This is a genomic window from Streptomyces sp. NPDC001599, from assembly GCF_042893535.1.
Lineage (GTDB): Bacteria > Actinomycetota > Actinomycetes > Streptomycetales > Streptomycetaceae > Streptomyces.
In genome coordinates this window covers 318,779-339,476 of the sequence record NZ_JBIAVA010000009.1, presented here as the reverse complement: position 1 = coordinate 339,476, position 20,698 = coordinate 318,779, and the positions used below count along the sequence as shown (strand labels likewise).

Annotated in this window: 19 protein-coding genes; 7 read left to right on the top strand and 12 right to left on the bottom strand. The window is 73.0% G+C overall.

Going from position 1 to position 20,698, the window contains the following annotated elements; genetic code table 11:
- Positions 1–38 precede the first annotated feature (38 nt).
- The 4 genes from ACFYZ3_RS24285 to ACFYZ3_RS24270 are packed head-to-tail and all read right to left on the bottom strand — an operon-like array spanning position 39 to position 5,368.
- Positions 39–2,120, bottom strand: a complete 2,082-nt coding sequence (locus tag ACFYZ3_RS24285) for a glycoside hydrolase family 2 protein (RefSeq protein ID WP_388521378.1) — start codon at positions 2,118–2,120, stop codon at positions 39–41.
- 58 nt (positions 2,121–2,178) lie between these two features.
- Entirely contained in the window at positions 2,179–3,072 is an 894-nt protein-coding gene (locus ACFYZ3_RS24280; RefSeq protein WP_356864823.1) for a carbohydrate ABC transporter permease, read from the bottom strand.
- Positions 3,073–3,074: 2 nt separating this feature from the next.
- Positions 3,075–4,010, bottom strand: a complete 936-nt coding sequence (locus tag ACFYZ3_RS24275; RefSeq protein WP_388521375.1) for a carbohydrate ABC transporter permease — start codon at positions 4,008–4,010, stop codon at positions 3,075–3,077.
- Positions 4,007–5,368 (bottom strand): ABC transporter substrate-binding protein, encoded by a 1,362-nt coding sequence (locus ACFYZ3_RS24270; protein WP_109030426.1) that lies wholly within the window; start codon positions 5,366–5,368, stop codon positions 4,007–4,009. The genes ACFYZ3_RS24275 and ACFYZ3_RS24270 overlap by 4 nt, the downstream gene beginning before the upstream one ends.
- 278 nt (positions 5,369–5,646) lie before the next feature.
- Between ACFYZ3_RS24270 and ACFYZ3_RS24265 the strand changes: the two genes are divergently transcribed.
- The 3 genes from ACFYZ3_RS24265 to ACFYZ3_RS24255 all read left to right on the top strand — a co-directional run bounded on the left by ACFYZ3_RS24265 (position 5,647) and on the right by ACFYZ3_RS24255 (position 8,773).
- The gene (locus ACFYZ3_RS24265) at positions 5,647–6,669 is read left to right on the top strand and encodes a LacI family DNA-binding transcriptional regulator (RefSeq protein WP_388521371.1); all 1,023 of its coding nucleotides are present in this window, start codon (positions 5,647–5,649) and stop codon (positions 6,667–6,669) included.
- A gap of 122 nt (positions 6,670–6,791) precedes the next feature.
- A complete protein-coding gene (locus tag ACFYZ3_RS24260) occupies positions 6,792–7,964 on the top strand; it encodes an MFS transporter (protein WP_388521368.1) in 1,173 nt (390 codons plus the stop codon).
- Between the two features lie 74 nt (positions 7,965–8,038).
- A complete protein-coding gene (locus ACFYZ3_RS24255) occupies positions 8,039–8,773 on the top strand; it encodes a maleylpyruvate isomerase family mycothiol-dependent enzyme (RefSeq protein ID WP_388521365.1) in 735 nt (244 codons plus the stop codon).
- Positions 8,774–8,796: 23 nt separating this feature from the next.
- Here ACFYZ3_RS24255 and ACFYZ3_RS24250 read toward each other — a convergent pair whose 3' ends face one another.
- Positions 8,797–9,195 carry a MarR family winged helix-turn-helix transcriptional regulator gene (locus tag ACFYZ3_RS24250; RefSeq protein WP_388521362.1) on the bottom strand — a complete coding sequence of 133 codons (399 nt, stop codon included), beginning with the start codon at positions 9,193–9,195 and terminating at the stop codon, positions 8,797–8,799.
- Positions 9,196–9,270: 75 nt separating this feature from the next.
- On the opposite strand from ACFYZ3_RS24250, the gene ACFYZ3_RS24245 reads away from it, so the two are divergent.
- Positions 9,271–9,555: a DUF6332 family protein gene (locus tag ACFYZ3_RS24245; protein ID WP_388521359.1), complete on the top strand. Its 285-nt coding sequence runs from the start codon at positions 9,271–9,273 to the stop codon at positions 9,553–9,555.
- Here ACFYZ3_RS24245 and ACFYZ3_RS24240 read toward each other — a convergent pair.
- From ACFYZ3_RS24240 to ACFYZ3_RS24230, 3 genes are all read right to left on the bottom strand, one after another.
- The gene (locus ACFYZ3_RS24240) at positions 9,516–10,181 is read right to left on the bottom strand and encodes a response regulator (RefSeq protein ID WP_388521356.1); all 666 of its coding nucleotides are present in this window, start codon (positions 10,179–10,181) and stop codon (positions 9,516–9,518) included. The two genes, ACFYZ3_RS24245 and ACFYZ3_RS24240, sit on opposite strands and share 40 nt — an antisense overlap.
- Positions 10,178–11,425 carry a sensor histidine kinase gene (locus tag ACFYZ3_RS24235; protein ID WP_388521353.1) on the bottom strand — a complete coding sequence of 416 codons (1,248 nt, stop codon included), beginning with the start codon at positions 11,423–11,425 and terminating at the stop codon, positions 10,178–10,180. The genes ACFYZ3_RS24240 and ACFYZ3_RS24235 overlap by 4 nt, the downstream gene beginning before the upstream one ends.
- Positions 11,426–11,900: 475 nt before the next feature.
- Positions 11,901–13,169: a geranylgeranyl reductase family protein gene (locus ACFYZ3_RS24230; RefSeq protein ID WP_388521350.1), complete on the bottom strand. Its 1,269-nt coding sequence runs from the start codon at positions 13,167–13,169 to the stop codon at positions 11,901–11,903.
- A 144-nt stretch (positions 13,170–13,313) separates the two neighbouring features.
- On the opposite strand from ACFYZ3_RS24230, the gene ACFYZ3_RS24225 reads away from it, so the two are divergent.
- On the top strand, positions 13,314–14,669 hold the full coding sequence (locus ACFYZ3_RS24225) for a dipeptidase (RefSeq protein ID WP_388521348.1): 1,356 nt from the start codon (positions 13,314–13,316) through the stop codon (positions 14,667–14,669).
- A gap of 29 nt (positions 14,670–14,698) precedes the next feature.
- On the opposite strand, the gene ACFYZ3_RS24220 is transcribed toward ACFYZ3_RS24225, so the two are convergent.
- From ACFYZ3_RS24220 to ACFYZ3_RS24210, 3 genes are all read right to left on the bottom strand, one after another.
- Positions 14,699–15,742 (bottom strand): NUDIX domain-containing protein, encoded by a 1,044-nt coding sequence (locus ACFYZ3_RS24220; protein ID WP_388521345.1) that lies wholly within the window; start codon positions 15,740–15,742, stop codon positions 14,699–14,701.
- A gap of 167 nt (positions 15,743–15,909) precedes the next feature.
- Positions 15,910–16,104: a hypothetical protein gene (locus ACFYZ3_RS24215; protein WP_388521342.1), complete on the bottom strand. Its 195-nt coding sequence runs from the start codon at positions 16,102–16,104 to the stop codon at positions 15,910–15,912.
- A gap of 94 nt (positions 16,105–16,198) precedes the next feature.
- Positions 16,199–17,152, bottom strand: coding sequence for an ROK family protein (locus ACFYZ3_RS24210; protein ID WP_388521339.1), 954 nt, complete (start codon positions 17,150–17,152; stop codon positions 16,199–16,201).
- Positions 17,153–17,367: 215 nt separating this feature from the next.
- On the opposite strand from ACFYZ3_RS24210, the gene ACFYZ3_RS24205 reads away from it, so the two are divergent.
- The gene (locus ACFYZ3_RS24205) at positions 17,368–18,444 is read left to right on the top strand and encodes a LacI family DNA-binding transcriptional regulator (RefSeq protein WP_388521336.1); all 1,077 of its coding nucleotides are present in this window, start codon (positions 17,368–17,370) and stop codon (positions 18,442–18,444) included.
- A gap of 45 nt (positions 18,445–18,489) precedes the next feature.
- Positions 18,490–19,323 carry a hypothetical protein gene (locus tag ACFYZ3_RS24200; protein WP_388521333.1) on the top strand — a complete coding sequence of 278 codons (834 nt, stop codon included), beginning with the start codon at positions 18,490–18,492 and terminating at the stop codon, positions 19,321–19,323.
- Here ACFYZ3_RS24200 and ACFYZ3_RS24195 read toward each other — a convergent pair.
- Positions 19,304–20,602 (bottom strand): DUF6986 family protein, encoded by a 1,299-nt coding sequence (locus ACFYZ3_RS24195; protein ID WP_388521331.1) that lies wholly within the window; start codon positions 20,600–20,602, stop codon positions 19,304–19,306. The genes ACFYZ3_RS24200 and ACFYZ3_RS24195 overlap by 20 nt on opposite strands.
- Positions 20,603–20,698: the final 96 nt, after the last annotated feature.

Sequence of the window (20,698 nt, the reverse complement as noted above, 5' to 3'; positions counted from 1 at the left end):
GTGGTGCGGGGTCGGTGGTGCGGAGGGGAGGCGGGGGGTCAGGCGGACGGGCGGGCCAGTGGGTCGTCGCCGATGTACTGCTCGGTTCGCGTGTCCACGTCCAGCGCGGTCCGGGCGGTGACGGTTCCGTCCACGACCAGTGCCAGGTGCAGCCGGCCGCTGGTCCAGCCCTCGGGCAGCGTGGCGGGCACGGTGACGGCGGCGCCGAGGACGTACGGCTTGGCCTCCGCGCGGCAGCCGGGGACGGCGTCGCCGGGCGCGTCGGGCGTCCTGGCGTACACCGGGGTCCAGGTGGTGTGCAGGGTGCCCGCGACGGGGTCGGCGCCGTGGTGGGAGACGTGGACGTCGACCGTGAAGTCGAGGTCGGCGGTGAGCAGGTCGCGGCCGGGTGCCACCGGTGTGACGTCCAGGACGAGGGTGGTCGGCGCGTTGGCGTGGGCGGGGTCGACGCCCGCGAGGTCCTTCGTGCCGCGCCCGAAGTCCAGCAGTCCGGCGCTCTCGTGCTCGATGTCGTACAGCTCGGTGTACACGTAACCGGCGAGCCGGTCGTGGCGGCGCAGTTCCTGGGTCTGCCAGCGCAGGTGCCAGGCGCGGTCCAGGCCGGTGAAGCCGCCGCCGTACTCGCTGTTGAGGTTGGGCAGGCCGCGCAGCGGCTGACCGGGGACGGCGAGCTTCTTGTGGACGACGAAGTCGGGGCCGAGCTTGACGGGGAAGTCGTCGCGTTCGCCGGAGAGCAGGCCGGCGACGGTGGTGGCCCAGGAGGCGGCGCTCTCGTCGTAGTAGTGCCAGTCGAGCAGGTCGGTCTTGACGTGGGTCCAGCCGGAGTTGTCGACGACCGGGCGGGTGGCGTCGAGGGCCTTGAGGCGGTCGTAGGCGTCGGCGGTGGCGCGCTGCTTGGCCGGGTCGCCGGGGATGTCCCAGTCCAGGCCCCATTCCTCGTTGTACAGGCCCCAGACGACGATGGCGGGGCTGTTGCCGTCGCGTTCGACCATCGGCTCGATCTGCTCGGCGAAGGCGGCGGTGGAGGCGGGCGAGAAGCGGCCGGGCGAGGCGGGTTCGGCCCACAGGAGCATGCCGAGGGTGTCGGCGTGGTGGGTGAAGCGGGGGTCCTCCAGCTTGAGGTGCTTGCGGACGAGGTTGTAGCCGGCCTCGGCCGCGAGTTCGAGGTCGCGGCGCAGGGCGGTGTCGTCGGGAGCGGTGATGCCGGTTTCGGGCCAGTAGCCCTGGTCGAGCACACCGCGTACGAAGAGCCGCCGTCCGTTGAGGTACAGGGACTCGCCGTCGACGGCGATGGTGCGCAGGCCGGTGTACGCGGCGACCCGGTCGGTGCCGTCGGCCGAGGTCAGCTCCGCGTCCACGTGGTAGAGGTGCGGGTCCTCGGGCGACCACAACCTGGGCGCGGGGAGCGGAAGTTCGGTACGGAGACGTCCGTCGGGGTCCACGGTCGCCGTGACGGCGGTGTCCTCGTCGCGTACGCGCAGCCGGAGTTCGGCGCGGTCCGCCGCGGGGCCGTGCACGACGGCTTCGACGGTGATGCCGGTCAGGCCGTCGTTCGGGCGCAGCCGGAGTGCGGCGAGGTGGGTGGCCGGGCGGGCCTCCAGCCAGACGCTCTGCCAGATGCCGGAGGAGGGGGTGAAGCAGACGCCGTCGTAGTCGTCGCGGGGCATGCTGCGCTGCTTGCCGTGGGCGATGTCCCGCTTGTCGGCCGGGGCGTGGACCCGCACCGTGAGGTGTTGTTCGCCCTCGCCCAGGACGTCGGTGACGTCGGCCGCGAAGGGGGTGTAGCCACCCTCGTGGTGGGCGACCTCGGTGCCGTTCACCCAGACCGTGGCGGCGTGGTGCACGGCGCCGAAGTGCAGCACGACGCGCTGTCCGGCCCAGTCGGCCGGCACGGTGAACGTGCGCCGGTACCAGGCGGTCCGGAGCCAGTGCTCGGCGATGCCGGAGGCCGGGGTCTCCCAGGCGAAGGGCACGGTGATCGCGCGGTCGTAGCCGTCGGACGCGTCGGCGGAGTACCGCTCGGCGGGGTCGGCGCGGAAGTCCCAGGTGCCGTTGAGGGTGCGCCAGGAGTGGGACCGGTCGAAGTGCGGGCGGGGGTATTCGGGACGGGGGGTGGTCATGGGCGTGTGTGCTCCGATTCGGTGCGGCTGTGGGACGGTCGGCGGTGTATGGGGGAACTCAGCCCTTGACGCTGCCCGCGAGGATCCCGTTGATGAAGTGGCGTTGCAGCAGGACGAACAGGGCCAGCACGGGAAGCATCGCGATGCTTCCGGCGGCGAGCAGTTCGCCCCAGACGGTCGCGAAGTCGGCGCCGACGCGGTTGCCGGTGACGTTCTGTGCGAGGGTGGAGAGCACGACTTGCAGCGTCTGGTGGCTCTCGTCGTTGACGGCGACGACCGGCCAGACGAAGTCGTTGTAGATGTTCATGGCGGTCAGGACGCCGAGCGCGGCGATGCCCGGCCGGATGACCGGCACCACGATCCGGGCGAAGATGCCGAACTCGCTCGCCCCGTCCACGCGTCCGGCGTCGAGGAGTTCGTCGGGCACGGCCGCGATGGTCTGCCGCATCCAGAAGATGCTGAAGGCGTCGATGCTGCCGGGCAGGATCAGCGCCTGGTACGTGTTGACCCAGCCCAGTTGGCTCATCTCCAGCAGCAACGGGATGACCAGCACGAGGGTCGGCAGCATCAGCGTGAGCATCAACACGCCGAAGAGCAGGTTCTTGCCGGGGAAGCGGTACTTGGCGAAGGCGTAGCCGGCCAGCGGGCAGAAGAACATGGTCATCGCGCCCTTGACGGCCACGACGAGCACGGTGTTGACGAAGCCGGTGCCGATCGGCACGTCGTCGAACATCGCCCGGTAGTTGTCGAGCGTGGCCGAGCCGAGGGAGAAGGACAGGGGGTCGCGGACGATGTCGGCCGGTGGCTTCAGCGAGGAGCTGACGGCCCACCAGATGGGGTAGACGAACACGAGGGCGAGGAGGCCGAGCACCAGGTACTGGAGCGGCCCCGGCCGGGGTTGGGACAGGCTCCTGCCCGGCTTCTTGGTCCGGCTGGTCATGAGGCTGGTCATGGTCACTCGTCTCGGGAGCGGAGCAGGCGCACCGACAGCAGGGACAGGGCGAACACCAGCAGCACGAGCAGGAAGGAGTTCGCGGCGCCGGTCCCGAGGTCGGACGCCAGGATGTGGTTGTAGAGGTAGAGCCCGCCGGTGGTGGTCGAGCCGTACGGGCCGCCCTGGGTGACGACGAACGGTTCGGCGAACATCTGGAACACCGCGAGGGTCTGCACCACGACGAGGAAGGCGATGCTGCGCCGCACCAGTGGCAGGGTCAGCGACCAGAACTGCCGCTTGCGGGAGGCACCGTCGAGGGCGGCGGCCTCGTACACGTCCGCGGGTACGGCCTGGAGTCCGGCGAGCAGGATGATGATCGCGAACCCGGTGGTCTTCCACAGGAACAGCATGGCGAGCGTCGGTTTGGCCCAGGCGGTCGACTGGAGCCAGTCGACGTCCGGCAGGCCGACGAAGTTGAACAGGTGGTTGACCAGCCCGTAGTCCGTGTCGAAGGCGACGATCCAGACCTGGGCCATGGCCACCAGCGGGGTGACGAACGGCGCGATGAAGGCGACCCGGAACATGCCGCGCAGCCGCAGCTTCGCGTTGGCCAGCAGGACCGCAGCGGCCAGGCCCCCGACGATCTGGAGGGGCACGATCAGCAGCCACATCACCGCGCTGTTGCCCAGCGAGGACCAGAACTCCTCGCTGGTGAGCAGGTAGGTGTAGTTCTCCAGGCCGATGAAGTTCGCCTCGCCCGCGCCCTTCCAGTCGGTGAAGCTCAGCTGGAGCGCGAAGACGAGGGGGTAGAGGCCGAAGGCGGCGAAGACGACGTAGAACGGCGCGACGAAGAGGTACGGCGCGAGGAAGGGCTTGCGGCGGGAGCGGCGGGCGGGGCGCGGCGCGTCCGGTGTCGCTCGCTCCTTGCGGGGCGGGGTTAGGGTGCCGGAGGTCATGCGCGGTCCACCAGGTTGCGCTGGATCTTCTTGGTGGAGTCGTCGATGACGTCGTCGGGGGCCATCTTGCCCTCGATGAGGCGCTGGAGGTTGTTGCCGAGGTAGTCGACGGACTTGGCCCACCAGGCCGGGATCGGCGCGGCGGAGGGGATGGTGTCGGCGGCGTCCACGGCGACCTTCCACAGGTCCTGTCCGCCGAGCGCGGCCACCGGTTCGAAGAGCGGCTTGTCGGGGCGGCGGGCGGGTCCGTAGCTCGGCACGGAGGTGGTCAGTCCGCCGGGGTAGACCTCGCTCGGCCCGTACACGGCGCTGTAGCCGGGCTCCTTGAAGCACAGGAACTCGTACAGCAGCCAGGCGAGTTCGGGGTTCTTCGCCTTCGCCGGGATGATGAAGCTGCTGCCGCCCATGGCGCCGCTGCGCGCCCCGCCCGGGGTCCAGGCCGGCAGGGGCGCGGCCCGCCACTTGCCCTTGCCCTTCTTCAGCAGCTGCTGGGGCGCGAAGGACCACCACACCGCCCAGGGGACCAGTGCCTGCTGACCGTTCTCGAGGGCAGCGAGGTCGGCCTGCTTGAGGTACTCGGCGTGGGTGACCAGGTCGTCGTCGACGGCGTCCCGGACCCAGTTGAGGATGTTGCGGTACTCCTTGGAGTCCAGCCGCACCTGGCCGTCGGCGTCGGCGAGGCTGGTGCCCTGCTGGCCCGCGAGCATCTCCAGCCAGAGCTGGCCCAGGAAGGGGTCCTTCTCCATGTGCAGGGGGCGCGCCTTGGGGTTCTTCTCCCGCAGCGACCGGGCCGCCGCCAGCAGGTCGTCGTAGGTCTTGAGTCCGGCCGGGTCGACTCCGGCGTCCTCCAGCAGGTCCTCGCGGTACCAGAGCAGCCCGGGGTCGAGGTCCCAGGGCACGCCGTAGATCCGGCCGTCGACGGTGTTGACCGAGAGCTTGTACGCCGAGGTCTTGTCGCGGTAGGGCGCTATCAGGTCGGTCAGGTCGTACAGGTGCTCCGCCTGGCCGCCGATCTTGGCGTCGTCCCAGAAGCTGCCGTCGGGCAGGTCGGTGCCGCTGATCAGGGTGTTGGCGAGCTTGGCGTCGATGTCGACGGCCTGGTGGTTGACCTTGATGTCCGGATAGGCCTTGCGGAAGGCGTCGATCGCCGCGTCGAAGACCTTGAACAGGTCGCCGGAGCGGTTCCAGATGGTGATCTCGCCCTTGGCCGACGCACTGGGCGTCCCGGTGAGCTTGCGCGGCTCGGACCCGGAGGAGCCGGGGGCGCACGCCGCGAGGGGACCGGCAGCCGCGGCGAGCGCGCCGGCGCCGAGCGCGCCGCGCAGAACGCTGCGCCGCGGGACGAATGATCTGGACATGAGCACGGCTCCTCGGTCGGGAATGCGGGCTGGGGTGCGCGAGAGGGAGTGGCTGAGCAGGGGTGGACGGGGACGCGCGCAGGCGTCGTCGGCGGCACGGCGGTCCGTACGAGGTCCGGGCCGCCGTCCACGCTTTGCAACGATGCAGAGATGATGCGTCGCCTTTTGCAACGATGCAATAGCTGAGTAACATCAACCTGCATCTGCGCCGGTCCGCACCGGCGCGAGCACGAGATGCTGCCGACCGACGCCCCGCGGGGGCCGTGAGGGGGAACTGGATGGCCGGCTCCACACTCCGCGACGTCGCCCGACGCGCCGGAGTCTCGATTCGCACCGTGTCCAACGTGGTCAACGGGTCGGTGCCCGTCTCCGACGAACTGCGGGTCCGGGTGCAGGCCGCGCTCGACGAACTCGACTACCGGCCCAACCTGGTGGCCCGCAACCTCCGGCGGGGCCGCAGCGGCATGATCGCCCTGGTGGTCCCCGAGCTGGACGTGCCGTACTTCGCCGAGCTGGCCCGCGAGGTGATCACCGCGGCCCGCACCCACGGGTACGTGGTCATGCTCGACCAGACGGACGGTGACGGCGAGCGCGAGCGGGAGCTGCTGGGCCGCGAGTCCCGCGCCACGATGTTCGACGGTCTGCTGCTGAGCCCGCTGTCCATCTCCGCCGAGGAGCTGCGCCAACGCACCAACAAGGTGCCCGTCGTGCTGCTCGGCGAGCACATCTTCAACGGAAGCTTCCACCATGTGGCGATCGACAACGTCGCCGCGGCCCGGGACGCGACCGAACACCTCGTCGGCCTCGGCCGCCGACGGATCGCCGCCATCGGCGACCAGCCCTACAGCACCGGCGAGACCGCGCAACTGCGTACGACCGGGTACCGCCAGGCGCTGGAACGCTCCGGGCTCACCGTGGACGAGGAGCTGATCGTCCCCACCCCGCGCTTCCACCGCCACCTCGGCGCCCAGGCCATGGAGCGGCTGCTCGCGCTGCCCGAGCCGCCCGACGCGGTCTTCTGCTACAACGACCTGCTGGCCATCGGCGCCATGCACGCCCTGACCCGGGCGGGGGTACGGGTGCCCGAGGACATCGCCGTCGTCGGGGTCGACGGCATCCAGGAGGGCCGGTACAGCTCGCCTTCGCTGACCACCGTCGCCCCGGACAAGGCCGCGATCGCGCGCACGGCGGTCAGCACCCTGCTCGGCGTGATCGACGGTTCGGCACCCGCGCCGACGGAGGCCAAGGCGCCGCACCGGCTGGTGGTGCGGGAGAGCACGGCAGGGACACCGGCCGACTGACGACGCCCGGCCTCCCGCACGTCACGGCGCCTCCCTTGCCCCGGGCACCCTTGCCGCGTCGCCCGTCCCGCACCTAGCCTGACTTTGTGCCGCAAATAAACAAAGCCCGATCGCACAACGTCGTGCCGGGCTCCCGCGACGACCTCACCCGTCTCCGAATCGCCCTGACCGCCTTCTTCGCCCTCGACGGCTTCGTCTTCGCCGGCTGGGTGGTCCGGATCCCCGCCATCAAGGAGCAGACCGGCGCCTCCGCCAGCACCCTGGGGCTCGCCCTGCTCGGTGTCTCGGCAGGCGCCGTGGTCACCATGACGCTCACCGGACGGCTGGTCCGCCGCTACGGCAGCCATCCCGTCACCGTCGCCTGCGCGGTCCTGCTCTGCCTCAGCATCGCCCTGCCCCCGCTCACCCACTCCGCGCTCGCCCTCGGCGTCGTCCTGCTGGTCTTCGGCAGCGCGTACGGCGGGATCAACGTCGCCTTCAACAGCGCCGCCGTCGATCTGGTGGCCGCACTGGGGCGCCCGATCATGCCCAGCTTCCACGCGGCGTTCAGCCTCGGCGGCATGGTCGGCGCGGGGCTCGGCGGGCTGGTCGCCGGGGTACTGTCGCCGACCCGGCACCTGCTCGCCCTCACCGTGACCGGCCTGCTGGTCACCCTCGTCGCGGGCCGGGCCCTGCTGCGCTGCGCGCCCGCCGCGCCACCGGACCGCGCTCCCGAGGAGGACGGCACCCCGCGCCGCCGGGACCGCCGTACGCGTCGCCTCGTCATCACCTTCGGCCTGATCGCCCTGTGCACGGCGTACGGCGAGGGTGCCATGGCCGACTGGGGCGCCCTGCACCTGGAGCAGGACCTCGACGCCTCCCCGGGCCTGGCGGCGGCGGGCTACTCGTGCTTCGCGCTCGCCATGACCGTCGGCCGGCTGACGGGGACCACGCTGCTGGAACGCCTGGGCCGGACGGCCACGGTGGTGGCGGGCGGCACCACCGCGGTGGCCGGCATGCTGCTCGGGTCGCTCGCCCCGTCCGTGTGGGCGGCGCTGTTCGGCTTCGCGATCACCGGCCTCGGGCTCGCCAACATCTTCCCGGTCGCGATCGAGCGGGCCGGGGCACTCGGCGGCCCGAGCGGGGTCGCGACCGCGTCCACCCTGGGCTACGGCGGCATGCTGCTCGGTCCGCCCGCCATCGGTTTCATGGCCGACTGGTTCTCCCTGCCGGCCGCCCTCACCAGCGTGGCGGTGCTCGCGGCGGTGGCGGTACTGGTCGCGGTCGCGACGCGGCGCGCGGCGGTTCCCGGCTGAGCCGGGGACGCCGCCCCGGGAACGTGCCGGGGCGGCCTGCCGTCGAGTGCACTCCATGCGGCACACTCCCTGCCATGAAGACCGCGGCGTACATCGAGCTCCTGGACCGTGAAGGCGCGTTGCTGGCCGCGGCCGCCGAGGCGGCGGGCAGCGACGCCGAGGTGCCGACCTGCCCCGGCTGGCGGGTGCGGGACCTGCTGCGGCACACGGGGACGATCCACCGCTGGGCGGCGGCGTTCGTCGCCGAGGGACACACCGAACCCCGTCCCGAAGGCGGCCTGCCCGACCTGGACGGCGCTCCGCTCCTGGCCTGGTTCCGCCAGGGGCACGGGCGGCTCGTCGACACCCTCACGGACGCCGCGCCCGACGTGCGGTGCTGGCGCTTCCTGCCCGCACCGTCACCGCTGGCCTTCTGGGCCCGGCGGCAGGCGCACGAGACGACCGTGCACCGGATCGACGCCGAGTCGGCCCGGGGCGGCGAACCCACCGACATCGGCGCGGACTTCGCGGTGGACGGCATCGACGAGCTGCTGTACGGCTTTCACGCCCGCCCCAAGAGCGCCGTACGCACCGAGGAGCCCCGCACGCTGCGGGTGCGGGCTACGGACGCACCGGACGCCGTATGGACCGTACGGCTGTCCCCGCAGCCGCCGGTGACCGTGCGGGACGACGCCGGGGACGCCGACTGCGAGCTGACCGGACCCGCCGCGCAGCTCTACGCGGCGCTGTGGAACCGCCGGCCCCTCCCGGAAGTCGCCGGCGACGGCTCGCTTGCCACGCTCTGGCAGGAGAGGTCGGGTGTCATCTGAAGGTGAGGCCAGCCGCGCGTCGGTCAGCCGGCCAGCATCCGGTGCAGCACCGCCCGCTGCACCGGGAGCGCCTCGCCGTGCCGGGCGCGTCCCTCGGGCGTGAGCGCCACCCGCACGCCCCGCCGGTCCTCGGGGCACAGGGAGCGCTCGACGAGACCGTCCTTCTCCAGCCGGGCGACCAGCCGCGACAGTGCACTCTGGCTGAGGTGGACCCGCTCGGAGATCTGCTGGACGCGGTATCCGCAGGAGCCGGAACCGTCCTCGTCCCGGGTCCCGGCCAGGACGTCGAGGACCTCGAAGTCGCTTCCGCACAGGCCGTGTCCGTGCAGCGCACGGTCGAGTTCGCACTGGACGCGGGCATGGAGGACCAGGATCGAGCGCCACCGGGTCACGAGCGCCTGTTCGGCCTTCTTCGCCGCCATCCGCGCACCGTAGCAGAGCCGCGCGCGGCAGGCACCGCGCTGCCGGAACGCCACCGCTCAGGGAGACTTGCCGCCATGGATACCCACGGGGGACGGCGCACGCAGGGCGAGCGGGACGCCATCACGGTCGAGATCGGCTATGCGCTGTGCAGCGCGGCGTTCGCGGCGGCCGTGCTGTTCGGCGCGGTGGCGGGGCCCGCGTACCTCTTCGGCCTGACGGGCCGGGTGCGCGCGGCGCTCGTCGGGGCGGGCGTCGTGCTCGCCGTGGTGGTGTTCGCCGTCCGGGTGGTGAGCGTGCTGGTCCGGTTCGCGCGCGGTGGTCAGCCGAGCCAGCCCGGCCGCACCAGACCCGACTCGTAGGCCAGGACGACCAGTTGGGCGCGGTCGCGGGCGCCCAGCTTCACCATGGTCCGGCTGACGTGGGTCTTGGCGGTCAGCGGGCTGACGACCAGCCTGCGGGCGATCTCCTCGTTGGACAGGCCGATGCCGACCAGGGCCATCACCTCGCGCTCCCGTTCGGTCAGCCGGGCCATCTCACCGGCCGCCGCGGGCTCCTTGGAACGGGCCGCGAACTCGGCGATCAGCCGCCGCGTCACCCCCGGCGACAGCAGCGCGTCGCCGTCCACCACCGCCCGCACGGCGCGCAGGAGTTCCTCGGGTTCGGTGTCCTTGACCAGGAAGCCGGAGGCCCCGGAGCGGATCGCCTCGAAGACGTACTCGTCGAGTTCGAAGGTGGTGAGCATGACCACCTTCACGTCGTGCAGCCCCGGGTCGCCGGTGATCCGGCGGGTCGCGGCGAGGCCGTCGAGCAGGGGCATGCGGATGTCCATGAGGACGACGTCGGGGCGCAGTTCGCGGATCGTGCGCACCGCCTCCTCGCCGTCGGCGGCCTCCGCGACCACCTCGATGTCCGGCTGCGCGTCCAGCAGCGCCCGGAAACCGGCTCGTACCAGTGACTGGTCGTCGGCGAGCAGTACGCGGATCACCGGTCGTCCTCCTTCGCGCGGGTCGTGTGTTTCACGTCGATCGGCAGGGCCGCGAGGACCCGGAAGCCGCCGTCGGGGCGCGGGCCCGCCTCGATGGTGCCACCCAGCGCCGCCGCGCGCTCCCGCATCCCGGCCAGCCCGTTGCCGCTGCCGCCCGCCTCGGCGCCCGTCGCGGGACCGTCGTCGTCGACGCGCAGCAGCAGCGTGCCCCCGTCCCGGTCGAGACACACGCGCGCGTGCCGGGAACCCGAGTGCCGTACGACGTTGGTGAGCGCCTCCTGCACGATGCGGAACGCGGCCAGATCGGTACCGGGCGACAGGCGCGGTGGCTTCCCCTCCACCTCGACGGTGAGGCCCGCGCTCGCCGCCTGTTCGACCAGTTCGGGGAGCCGGTCGAGGCCCGGGGCCGGAGCGCGCGGCGCGTCCCCGGGGGTGCGCAGGGTGTCGAGCACCTGCCGCACCTCGCCGAGCGCCTCCTTGCTCTGGTCCTTGATGGTGGTGAGCGCGGTGCGGGCCTGCTCCGGGTCGGTGTCCAGGAGGGCGAGTCCGACGCCTGCCTGCACGTTGATGACGGAGATGCTGTGCGCGAGTACGTCGTGCAGCTCGCGGGCGATCCGCAGCCGTTCCTCGTCCGCGCGGCGCCGCGCCGCCTGGGCCCGCTCGGCCCGCTCCCGTGCCCACTGCTCGCGGCGCGCCCGGGCCGGCTCCGACAGGGCGGCGACGGCCACCACCCAGGTGGCGATCACGAGTTCCTGCCCCCAGGAGGCGGCGGAGTCACCGGACGGCGGCAGCCACCGGTAGAGCCAGTGCGCCACCAGGGCGTGCCCGGCCCACAGGGTCGCCATCGCCGCCCACGCGGCCCTGCGGTGCCCGGCGACGACGGCGCTGAAGCAGGCCACCGCGACGGCCACGAACACCGGTCCGTACGGGTAGCCGGCGCCGAGGTAGACCAGGGTGGTGACCGCCGTGCCGAACACGACCGGCACCGGGTACCGCTGCCGCCACAGCAGGGCGGCTCCCGTCACGAAGAGCAGCACGCGTGCGAAGGGGTCCAGGCCGGCCCGCTCCCCCTCCTGGGCGTGGGCGGCGAAGTTGGAGCCGATCAGCACGAACGCCGTGACGAGCACGGTGGAGCGCCAGGGCCAGGCGGGGCGCTGTTCCTCGTCGCCCCGCCGGTTCCACCACGGGGGCCCGTGCCACCGCCACTGCGGTGCCCGGCCCGCGCGCTCGCGCTGTCCGTCCATGACCGCCACGCTAGACGCCGGGCCCGGCGGGCGGCGTCACCCGCGCGTGGTGATCACACGTACTCCCGGCGAAGTACACCCCGCCACCGCCCGCTCCCGCGCCCACGGCCCCGGACCGGACCCGGCCCCGGACCCGGACCCGGACCCGCAAGCGGACGGCCGGGGAAGCAGCGGGCCGACCGGACGGGCGCGGCGGTCTGCCGGGTGGCAAACAGCTCGGCCCAGCAGGCCACCACCGCCGTCGCGGTCTCGGGCGGCGGGCCGAGGGCGGGGCGGCGGCCCGGGGGCGGGGCCGGCGGCCGTCCGGCGGGCCTCAGGCCGCGGCTCGGCGGGCAGCACGGGCTTGGCGAGGTCGGTGCCCCGGTGTGCCTCGCTGTCAGGTCCTGAGCGGGCGGGCGCCGACGGCCGGACCCGGTCGGACCGCCGCCGGCTGCCGGACCCGGTCGGACCGCCGCCGACGGCCGGTCGCCCGCGGTCAGGCGCCGGGCTCTTCTCCCGCGGGCGACGTGGACGGGGCCGACGCTTCGGCCGCCTCGGACCGGCGGTCCATCGCCCCCAGCGCCCGCTGCGCCAGCGGATGGCTGCGGACCAGCTCGCCCAGCGAGGTCGAGCCCTGCGTGATGTCCTTGAACGCCTTCCAGGCCGGGCGGAAACCGGTCAGGGCCGCGTGGAAGAGACCGGGCCTGCGCTCGAACACCGTCAGCATCCGCTTGCCGACGCTCATCTCCACGCCCAGCCCGGCCTTGATCGCGAACGCGTAGTTCAGGGCCTGCTTGCGCGCGTCCACCGCGTCGTGGGCCTCGGAGATGCGCACCGCCCACTCCCCCGCGAGCCGGCCCGAGCGCAGCGCGAAGGAGATGCCCTCGCGGGTCCACGGCTCCAGGAGCCCGGCCGCGTCCCCGCACACCAGGACCCGGCCGCGCGAGAGCGGCGAGTCGTCCGCGCGGCAGCGCGTCAGGTGGCCGGAGGAGATGCTCGGCTCGAATCCGGCCAGCCCGAGCCGGGCGACGAAGTCCTCCAGGTACCGCTTGGTCGCCGCGCCCTCGCCGCGCGCCGAGATGACCCCGACCGTGAGCGTGTCGCCCTTGGGGAAGACCCAGCCGTAACTGCCGGGGATCGGACCCCAGTCGATGAGCACCCGGCCCTTCCAGTCCTCGGCGACCGTCTCGGGCACCGGGATCTCCGCCTCCAGGCCGAGGTCGACCTGGTCGAGCTTCACCCCGACGTGCGCGCCTATCCGGCTGGCGCTGCCGTCCGCGCCGACCACGGCCCGGGCCAGCACCGTCTCGCCGCCCTGGAGGACGACGGCGACCGTGCGCCGGTCCGGGACCGCCGACCCGTGCTGCTCCACCCGGGTCACGGTCGCGCCGGTGCGCAGCTCGGCGCCCGCCTTCTGGGCGTGCTCGACGAGCTGAAGGTCGAACTCGGGCCGGTTGATCAGCCCGAACAGCATCTGCCGGGAGCGCCGGGTCCGGCTGAAGCGCCCGTTGTTCGAGAAGGTCACCGCGTGCACCCGGTCCTGGAAGGGCAGCTCGAAGCCGGGAGGGAGGGTGTCGCGCGAGGGGCCGATGATGCCGCCGCCGCATGTTTTGTAGCGGGGCAGCTCGGCCTTCTCCAGCAACAGGACGCGCCGCCCCGCGACCGCCGCCGCGTAGGCGGCCGAGGCCCCCGCCGGTCCCGCGCCCACCACGACCACGTCCCAGACCTGACGCGCGTCGTCCGCCGAAGAGTTCTCGCTGCTCACGATGGTCTACTGCTCCGATCAAACCGCATGCCGCACCTGACCCCCGCATCCTACGGCGGGCATCGCCGCAGGCCACTGTGGGAGGATCGGCCCGTCATTCCAAGTACTCCTTGGTACAACGTCGCACCCACAAGGAGCGTGCCCATGTCGTCGAATCCGGTCGCCGAGACCGTCGCTTCGCTGATGCCCCGCGCGAAGGAGGAACTCGCCGCGCTGGTGGCCTTCAAGTCGGTGGCCGACTTCGACCAGTTCCCGCGCAGTGAGAGCGAGGGTGCCGCCAACTGGATAGCGGCGGCCCTGCGCACCGAGGGCTTCCAGGACGTGGCCCTGCTGGACACTCCGGACGGCACGCAGTCGGTGTACGGGTACCTCCCGGGGCCCCAGGGCGCGAAGACGGTGCTGCTCTACGCCCACTACGACGTGCAGCCGCCGCTGGACGAGGCGGGCTGGGCCACTCCGCCGTTCGAGCTGACCGAGCGCGACGGCCGCTGGTACGGGCGCGGCGCCGCGGACTGCAAGGGCGGCGTGCTGATGCACCTGCTCGCGCTGCGCGCGCTCAAGGCGAACGGCGGCGTGCCCGTGCACGTCAAGGTGATCGCCGAGGGTTCCGAGGAGCAGGGCACGGGCGGCCTGGAGCGGTACGCGGAGGCGCACCCGGACCTGCTGGCCGCCGACACCATCGTCATCGGCGACGCGGGCAACTTCCGGGTCGGTCTGCCGACGGTCACCTCCACGCTGCGCGGCATGACGCTGCTGCGCGTGAAGGTCGACACCCTCGAAGGCAACCTGCACTCGGGTCAGTTCGGCGGTGCGGCGCCCGACGCGCTGGCCGCCCTGATCCGCGTACTGGATTCGCTGCGCGCGGAGGACGGCTCGACCACCGTCGACGGTCTGGCGGCGGACAGCACCTGGGAGGGACTGGCCTACGACGAGGAGCAGTTCCGCCGGGACGCGCGGGTGCTGGACGGCGTGGAGCTGATCGGTGCCGGTTCGGTCGCCGACCGGATCTGGGCGCGTCCCGCCGTCACGGTGCTCGGCATCGACTGCCCGCCGGTCGTCGGCGCCACCCCGTCGGTGCAGGCGGGTGCGCGGGCGCTGGTGAGCCTGCGGGTGCCGCCGGGCGTGGACGCCGCCGAGGCCACCAAGCTGCTCCAGGCCCACCTGGAGACGCGTACGCCGTGGGGCGCCCGGGTCGCCGTGGAGCAGATCGGCCAGGGCCAGGCGTTCCGCGCCGACACCACGAGCCCCGCGTACCAGGCCATGGCGGACGCGATGGCGGTGGCGTACCCCGGCGAGGAGATGCAGTACGCCGGTCAGGGCGGCTCCATCCCGCTGTGCAACACCCTGGCGTCCCTCTACCCGGACGCGGAGATCCTGCTGATCGGCCTGAGCGAGCCGGAGGCGCAGATCCACGCCGTGAACGAGAGTGTGTCCCCCGAGGAGCTGGAGCGGCTGTCGGTGGCGGAGGCGCACTTCCTGCGCAACTACGCGGCGAGCTGAGCCGGGCGGCCTGATGCGGCCGGTCGGCGTCAGCCGACCGGCGTGCCCGCCTCAAGGTAGTGGGCGGCGCCGCGTTCCCGGGCCCGCAGCGCCCAGCGCAGCCGCTCGTAGCGGACCGGGGGCAGCAGGTCGGCGGCCTCGTCCTCGGTGGCGAAGCGCCAGTCGCGCAGTTCGGGGCCGGGCAGCAGCACCCGGTCGGTGTCCGAGGCGTCGAGCCGGCCGCCGTCGAAGAGCAGCCGCAGACCGCCGTAGGCGGGAGGGGCCGGTGGTTCCCAGTCGACGACCAGCAGGGCCGGTACGTCCCGGAGGCTGAGGCCGGTCTCCTCGGCGACCTCGCGCATGCCGGCGCGGGCGGGTGCCTCGCCGGGTTCGACGACGCCGCCGGGGAACTCCCAGCCGGGTTTGTAGGTGGGGTCGACGAGCAGGACCCGGTCCCGCTCGTCGAAGAGCAGGACACCGGCGGCGACGGTCTCGCCGGTGGGCTCGGGCGTCTGGACGATCTCGCAGGCCGGCACGGCACCCGAGCCGATGGCCTCGGCGACCCGGGCGGCGGCCTCGTAGGGGGTGAGGGCGCCGGTGTCGACGGGGTGGGCGTCGGTGGTGAGCCAGGAGGCGAGGGCGGCGCGGTAGGGCTCGATGTGGTCGTAGGACCACTGCCGTACCCGCAGCTCGCCGTCCGGGAGGTCACGCGGTACCTCGCGGCCCGCTATTCGCTCCCGCAGGATCGTTTCCGCCGGGGCCAGGAGAATGTGCCGGACCTCGATCCGGCGGGCGGCGAGACCGCCGAAGATCTCGTCCCGGTACTCCTGGCGCAGCAGGGTCATCGGGACCACGAGCGTCCCGCCGAGGTCGGCGAGCAGCGCGGCCGCCGTGTCGGTCACCAGTCGGCGCCAGATCGGCAGGTCCTGGAAGTCGCCCACCTCGGCCAGGCGTTTGGGCGGCAGCAGGTGCGCGAGCGCCCCGCCGATGACCTCGGGGTCGAAGAGCGTGCTGTTCGGGATCAGTTCGATCAGTTCCCGTGCGGTGGTGGTCTTCCCCGCACCGAACGCGCCGTTGATCCAGACGACGGTCACAGGTCCCCCTCTTCTGTTGGCCCACTGTGGCTTGCCCGCTTCACCCCGCCGCGGAAACCAGCCCGGCCGGTGACGTGGGAAAGGGCATATGACAACGGCGCCGACGCCCCCTCGGGGGCACCGGCGCCTTGTGGTCCCGACCGGACGTGCCGGCCCGGTCCAGGGTGTCAGCCCAGCTGTCCCGGGGCGTCGTCGTCGAGGGTGAGGCTCTCGGTGGCGACGGTGTCCTCCAGGGTACTGACGGTGTCGTCCACCCCGAGATTGAGCGGGAGGTCGCTCGGGGCGGCGTGGGACGGGCTGACGGCCGCGACCACGAAGCCGGTGGCGAGGGTCGCGAGGGCGAGGATGCTGCGCTTCTTCATGCCCCGTTCAACTACGCCGCCGCCCCGGGGTCACGGGCGGGGCCGCGGGAGTCGCCGGTGCCGCGGAGTGCGTCCTGCCGCCGTGGTGCGGGGCTCAGACGTGTGCGGCGGTCACGGCCGCGGTCCTCGACAGGGCCGCGGCGGCCGCGCCGACCAGCCCGGCGTCCGTCCCCATCTGGGCGGGGACTACCGCGAGGCGCTGGACGAAGGACAGCGTCGCGTAGTCGGTGAGGGCCTTGCGCAGGGGGGCGAAGAGGACGTCCCCGGCCTTGCCCACTCCCCCGCCCACCACGGCGATGTCGATCTCGACGAGGGTCGCGGTGGCGGCGATACCGGCGGCCAGCGCCTGCGCGGCGCGTTCGAAGGAGGCGACGGCGACGGGGTCGCCGAGGCGCGCCGAGGCGGCGACCGCGGCGGCGGAGGTGTCGCCGTCCGGTCCGGGCAGCCAGCCGGCCTCCAGGGCACGGCGGGCGATGTTGGGGCCGCTCGCTATGCGCTCCACGCAGCCGCGCGCACCGCACGGGCAGGGGTCGCCGTCCAGGTCGACGCTGATGTGGCCGATGTGGCCCGCGTTGCCGGTCGGCCCGGGGTGCAGCCGGCCGCCCAGCACCAGTCCGCCGCCGACGCCGGTCGAGACCACCATGCACAGCGCGTTGTCGTGCCCGCGGGCGGCGCCCTGCCAGTGTTCGGCCGCCGTGATGGCCACCCCGTCGCCGATCAGCTCCACCGGCAGGCCGCCGGCGGCGGCCCGGACCCGCCGGACCAGCGGGTAGTCGCGCCAGCCGGGGACGTTCACCGGGCTGACCGTGCCGGCCGAGGCGTCCACCGGACCGGCGCTGCCGATGCCGACCGCCGTGGCCCGCTCCCACAGGGGCGACGCGGTCAGTTCGGCGAGCACGGCCTCGACGGCCCCCATCACGGTGTCACCGTCCTCCCGGGCGGGTGTCGCACGCTGTGCCCGCGCCTGGATGCGGCCGTGGCCGTCCACCAGTGCGCCGGCGATCTTGGTGCCGCCGATGTCCAGCGCTGCCACGAGGTCGGTGTGCATCAGAGTCGGATCTCCCCGTCGGACCGAAAGCGAAAAAATGGCGTACACAAGAGCGCGCAGCGACCGGTCCCACGGTGGGGACGAGGACCGGAGAGTGCGATGGACAGTGTCTCCCGCATCTGACAACGTTGTCCAGGCTCTATGCTCGACGCCACATCCTCATACAAGCCCATGACCGACACATCCCCCTGGACTACAGGAGCCGACGCATTCCCGTGGACGACAGGACAGGACACCGCATCGTGCCCGACGCGACCCGCCGCGCAGACCGCCTCCCCGGGAACCGTTACGGCAATCGCCCGACCATGAAGGACGTCGCCGCCCGGGCCGGGGTCGGTCTCAAGACCGTCTCCCGGGTGGTCAACGGGGAGCCCGGCGTCACCCCGGAGACCGAGCGCCGCGTCCAGGAGGCCATCGACGCGCTGGGCTTCCGTCGCAACGACAGCGCGCGGGTGCTCCGCAAGGGCCGCACCGCGAGCATCGGCCTGGTCCTGGAGGATCTGGCCGACCCGTTCTACGGGCCGCTCAGCCGTGCCGTGGAGGAGGTGGCCCGCGCCCACGGCGCCCTGCTGATCAACGGGTCCAGCGCGGAGGACCCGGACCGCGAGCAGGAGCTGGTGCTCGCGCTGTGCGCGCGGCGCGTGGACGGTCTCGTGGTGATCCCCGCCGGGGACGACCACCGGTATCTGGAGCCCGAGCTGAAGGCGGGCGTCGCCACGGTGTTCGTGGACCGTCCGGCGGGGCAGATCGACGCGGACGTGGTGGTCTCCGACAACTTCGGCGGTGCCCGCGACGGCGTGGCCCACCTCATCGCGCACGGGCATCGCAGGATCGGCTTCATCGGCGACATGCCCCGCATCCACACCGCCGCCGAGCGGCTGCGCGGCTACCGGGCCGCGATGGAGGACGCGGGCATACCGGTCAAGGACTCGTGGATGTCCCTGGGTGTCACCGATCCCGTGCGGGTGCGCCGGGCGGCCGAGGAGATGCTCGCCGACCCGCAGCCGGTCACCGCGATCTTCACCGGCAACAACCGGGTGACGGTCACCGTGATCCGGGTCCTGGCCGAGCACACCCGGGGCGTCGCCCTGGTCGGTTTCGACGACATCGAGCTGGCCGACCTGCTCCAGCCGGGCGTCACCGTGGTCGCGCAGGACGCGGCCGCCCTCGGCCGCACCGCCGCCGAGCGGCTCTTCCGGCAGCTGGACGGCTCCCTCCTCGCTCCCGACCGCATCGAACTGCCGACCAGGCTGGTCACCCGGGGCTCGGGCGAGCTGCCGCCGTCGGACTGAGCGCACAGCCACAGCCACAGCCACAGCCACGAGGAGCATCACACCGTGTCGAAACCTCCCGGCGAGGACCGGACGCTGCGGGCGCTCGGGCTGGCCGGCGTGCCGCGCGAGGAGCCGCTGCTGTACCCGGGCGCGTGGCCCCGGGAGTCCGGGCTGCTGGACGGGGACCGGCTGCTGCCGCTGGACCGGCCGGGGTACGAGGAGGGGGACGGCCGGGTCCCGGTGCTGGCGATCGGGTCCAACGCGAGCCCGGCACAGCTGCGGCACAAGATGGCCGAGTTCGGGATCGACTCGCCGATCCCGATGGTCAGGTCCCGGGTCACCGGACTGGACATCGGCGTCTCCGCGCACGTGAGCCGCATGGGCTACGTGTCGGCCTCGCCGGTGAGCGCCCCCGGCACCGTACGGGAGCTGTTCGTCCTGTGGCTCGACGCCGAGCAGCTCGCGGTGATCGACGCCAGCGAGGGCGTGCCGATGGCGGGCGGCAACTTCGACCGCGTCCGGCTGCCCGCGCCCGACGTGCGCGTCGAGCAGGGGGACGGCTCGGTGCTGGGCGGTGCGTACGCGTACGTCAACCGCCACGGCGTCCTGCACGACGGCACCGGTGCGCCGCGGCGGCATCCGGGGGCGCAACGGCCCCTGATCACCGAGCTGCTGCACGAGTCCGCCCGGCTCCGGGAGCTGTTCGGGGCGACGCCCGAGGAGTTCAGCGCGCGGGCGCGGGCGGACCGGCGGCTGTGCGACCGGGGGACGCGGCTGTTCGCCGAGGAGGAGCGGGTGACGGCGTCCGGCCTGGAGCGGTACGTGGGCTCCGGGCCGGAGGATCCCTTCGCCGGGAGCCGGACGCCGTCGGCCGGGCCTACTGCGCCGATGCCGTGAGGTCGCCGCGTCGCGGGCCCGAGAAGCCCTCCAGGTCGGCGCGGGTCAGGCCGGTCAGCCGGGCGACCTCGCCGATGTCGAGGGCACCGCAGTCCAGGCCGCGCAGCAGGTAGCCGCTGAGGGCCTTGGCGGTGGCGGGCTCGTCCATGACGTCGCCGCCGGTGCGGTTGGCGTAGCGGGCCAGGCGTGCTGCGGCCTGCTCGAAGCCCTCGCGGTAGAAGGCGAAGACGGCGGCGTACCGGGTGGGGATGTGGCCGGGGTGCATGTCCCAGCCCTGGTAGTAGGCGCGGGCCAGCGCGCGGCGGGTGAGGCCGTAGTGCAGCCGCCAGGCGTCGTGGACCTGCGCGGTGGGGCCGACCGGCAGGACGTTGGTCGAGCCGTCCGAGACCCGTACGCCGGTGCCCGCGGCGGCGACCTGCATGACCGCCTTGGCGTGGTCCGCGGCCGGGTGGTCGCTGGCCTGGTGGGCGGCGGAGACACCGAGGCAGGCGCTGTAGTCGAAGGTGCCGTAGTGCAGGCCGGTGGCGCGGCCCTCGGCGGCCTGGATCATGCGGGCCACGGTGGCGGTGCCGTCGGCGGCGAGGATGGACTGGCTGGTCTCGATCTGGATCTCGAAGCCGATCCGGCCGGGCGTGAGGCCGCGCGCCTTCTCGAAGGCCTCCAGGAGCCGCACCATCGCGGTGACCTGCTCGGGGTAGGTCACCTTGGGCAGGGTGAGGACCAGCCCGTCGGGCAGGCCGCCGGCCTCCATCAGGCCGCTGAGGAAGACGTCGAGGGTGCGGATGCCCCGGGCGCGGACCGGAGCCTCCATGCACTTCATGCGGATGCCCATGTACGGGGCGGCCGTGCCCTGCTCGTACGCCTCGGCGATCAGGCGGGCGGCCCGGGCGGCCGCCTCGTCCTCCTCGGCGTCCGTGCGGTTGCCGTAGCCGTCCTCGAAGTCGACGCGCAGGTCCTCGATCGGCTCGCGCTCCAGTTTGGCGCGTACGCGGGTGTACACGGGCCCTGCGAGGTCGTCGGCGAGACCGAGGACGGCGGCGAAGGAGGCGGCGTCGGGGGCGTGTTCGTCGAGCGCCGCGAGGGCCTTGTCGCCCCAGGAGCGGATCGTGTCGGCGGCGAAGACGTCACCGGGGACGTAGACGGTGTGGACGGGCTGGCGGGTGCCCGGGTCTCCGGGGTAGCGGCGCTCCAGCTCCGCGTCGACCGGTGCGAGGGAGGCACTGATCTCGTCGCCGACGGCGCCCGCGAGGCTCGTTGCCACCTTCTCCTGCTGACCCATTCGACACCCTCCTGATGTTCATTTTTCCGCTGACCGGAATCAGATATCCGTAGAGTGAAGTTATCTGTCGGCCCTCTCGCCGGTCAACACCCATCC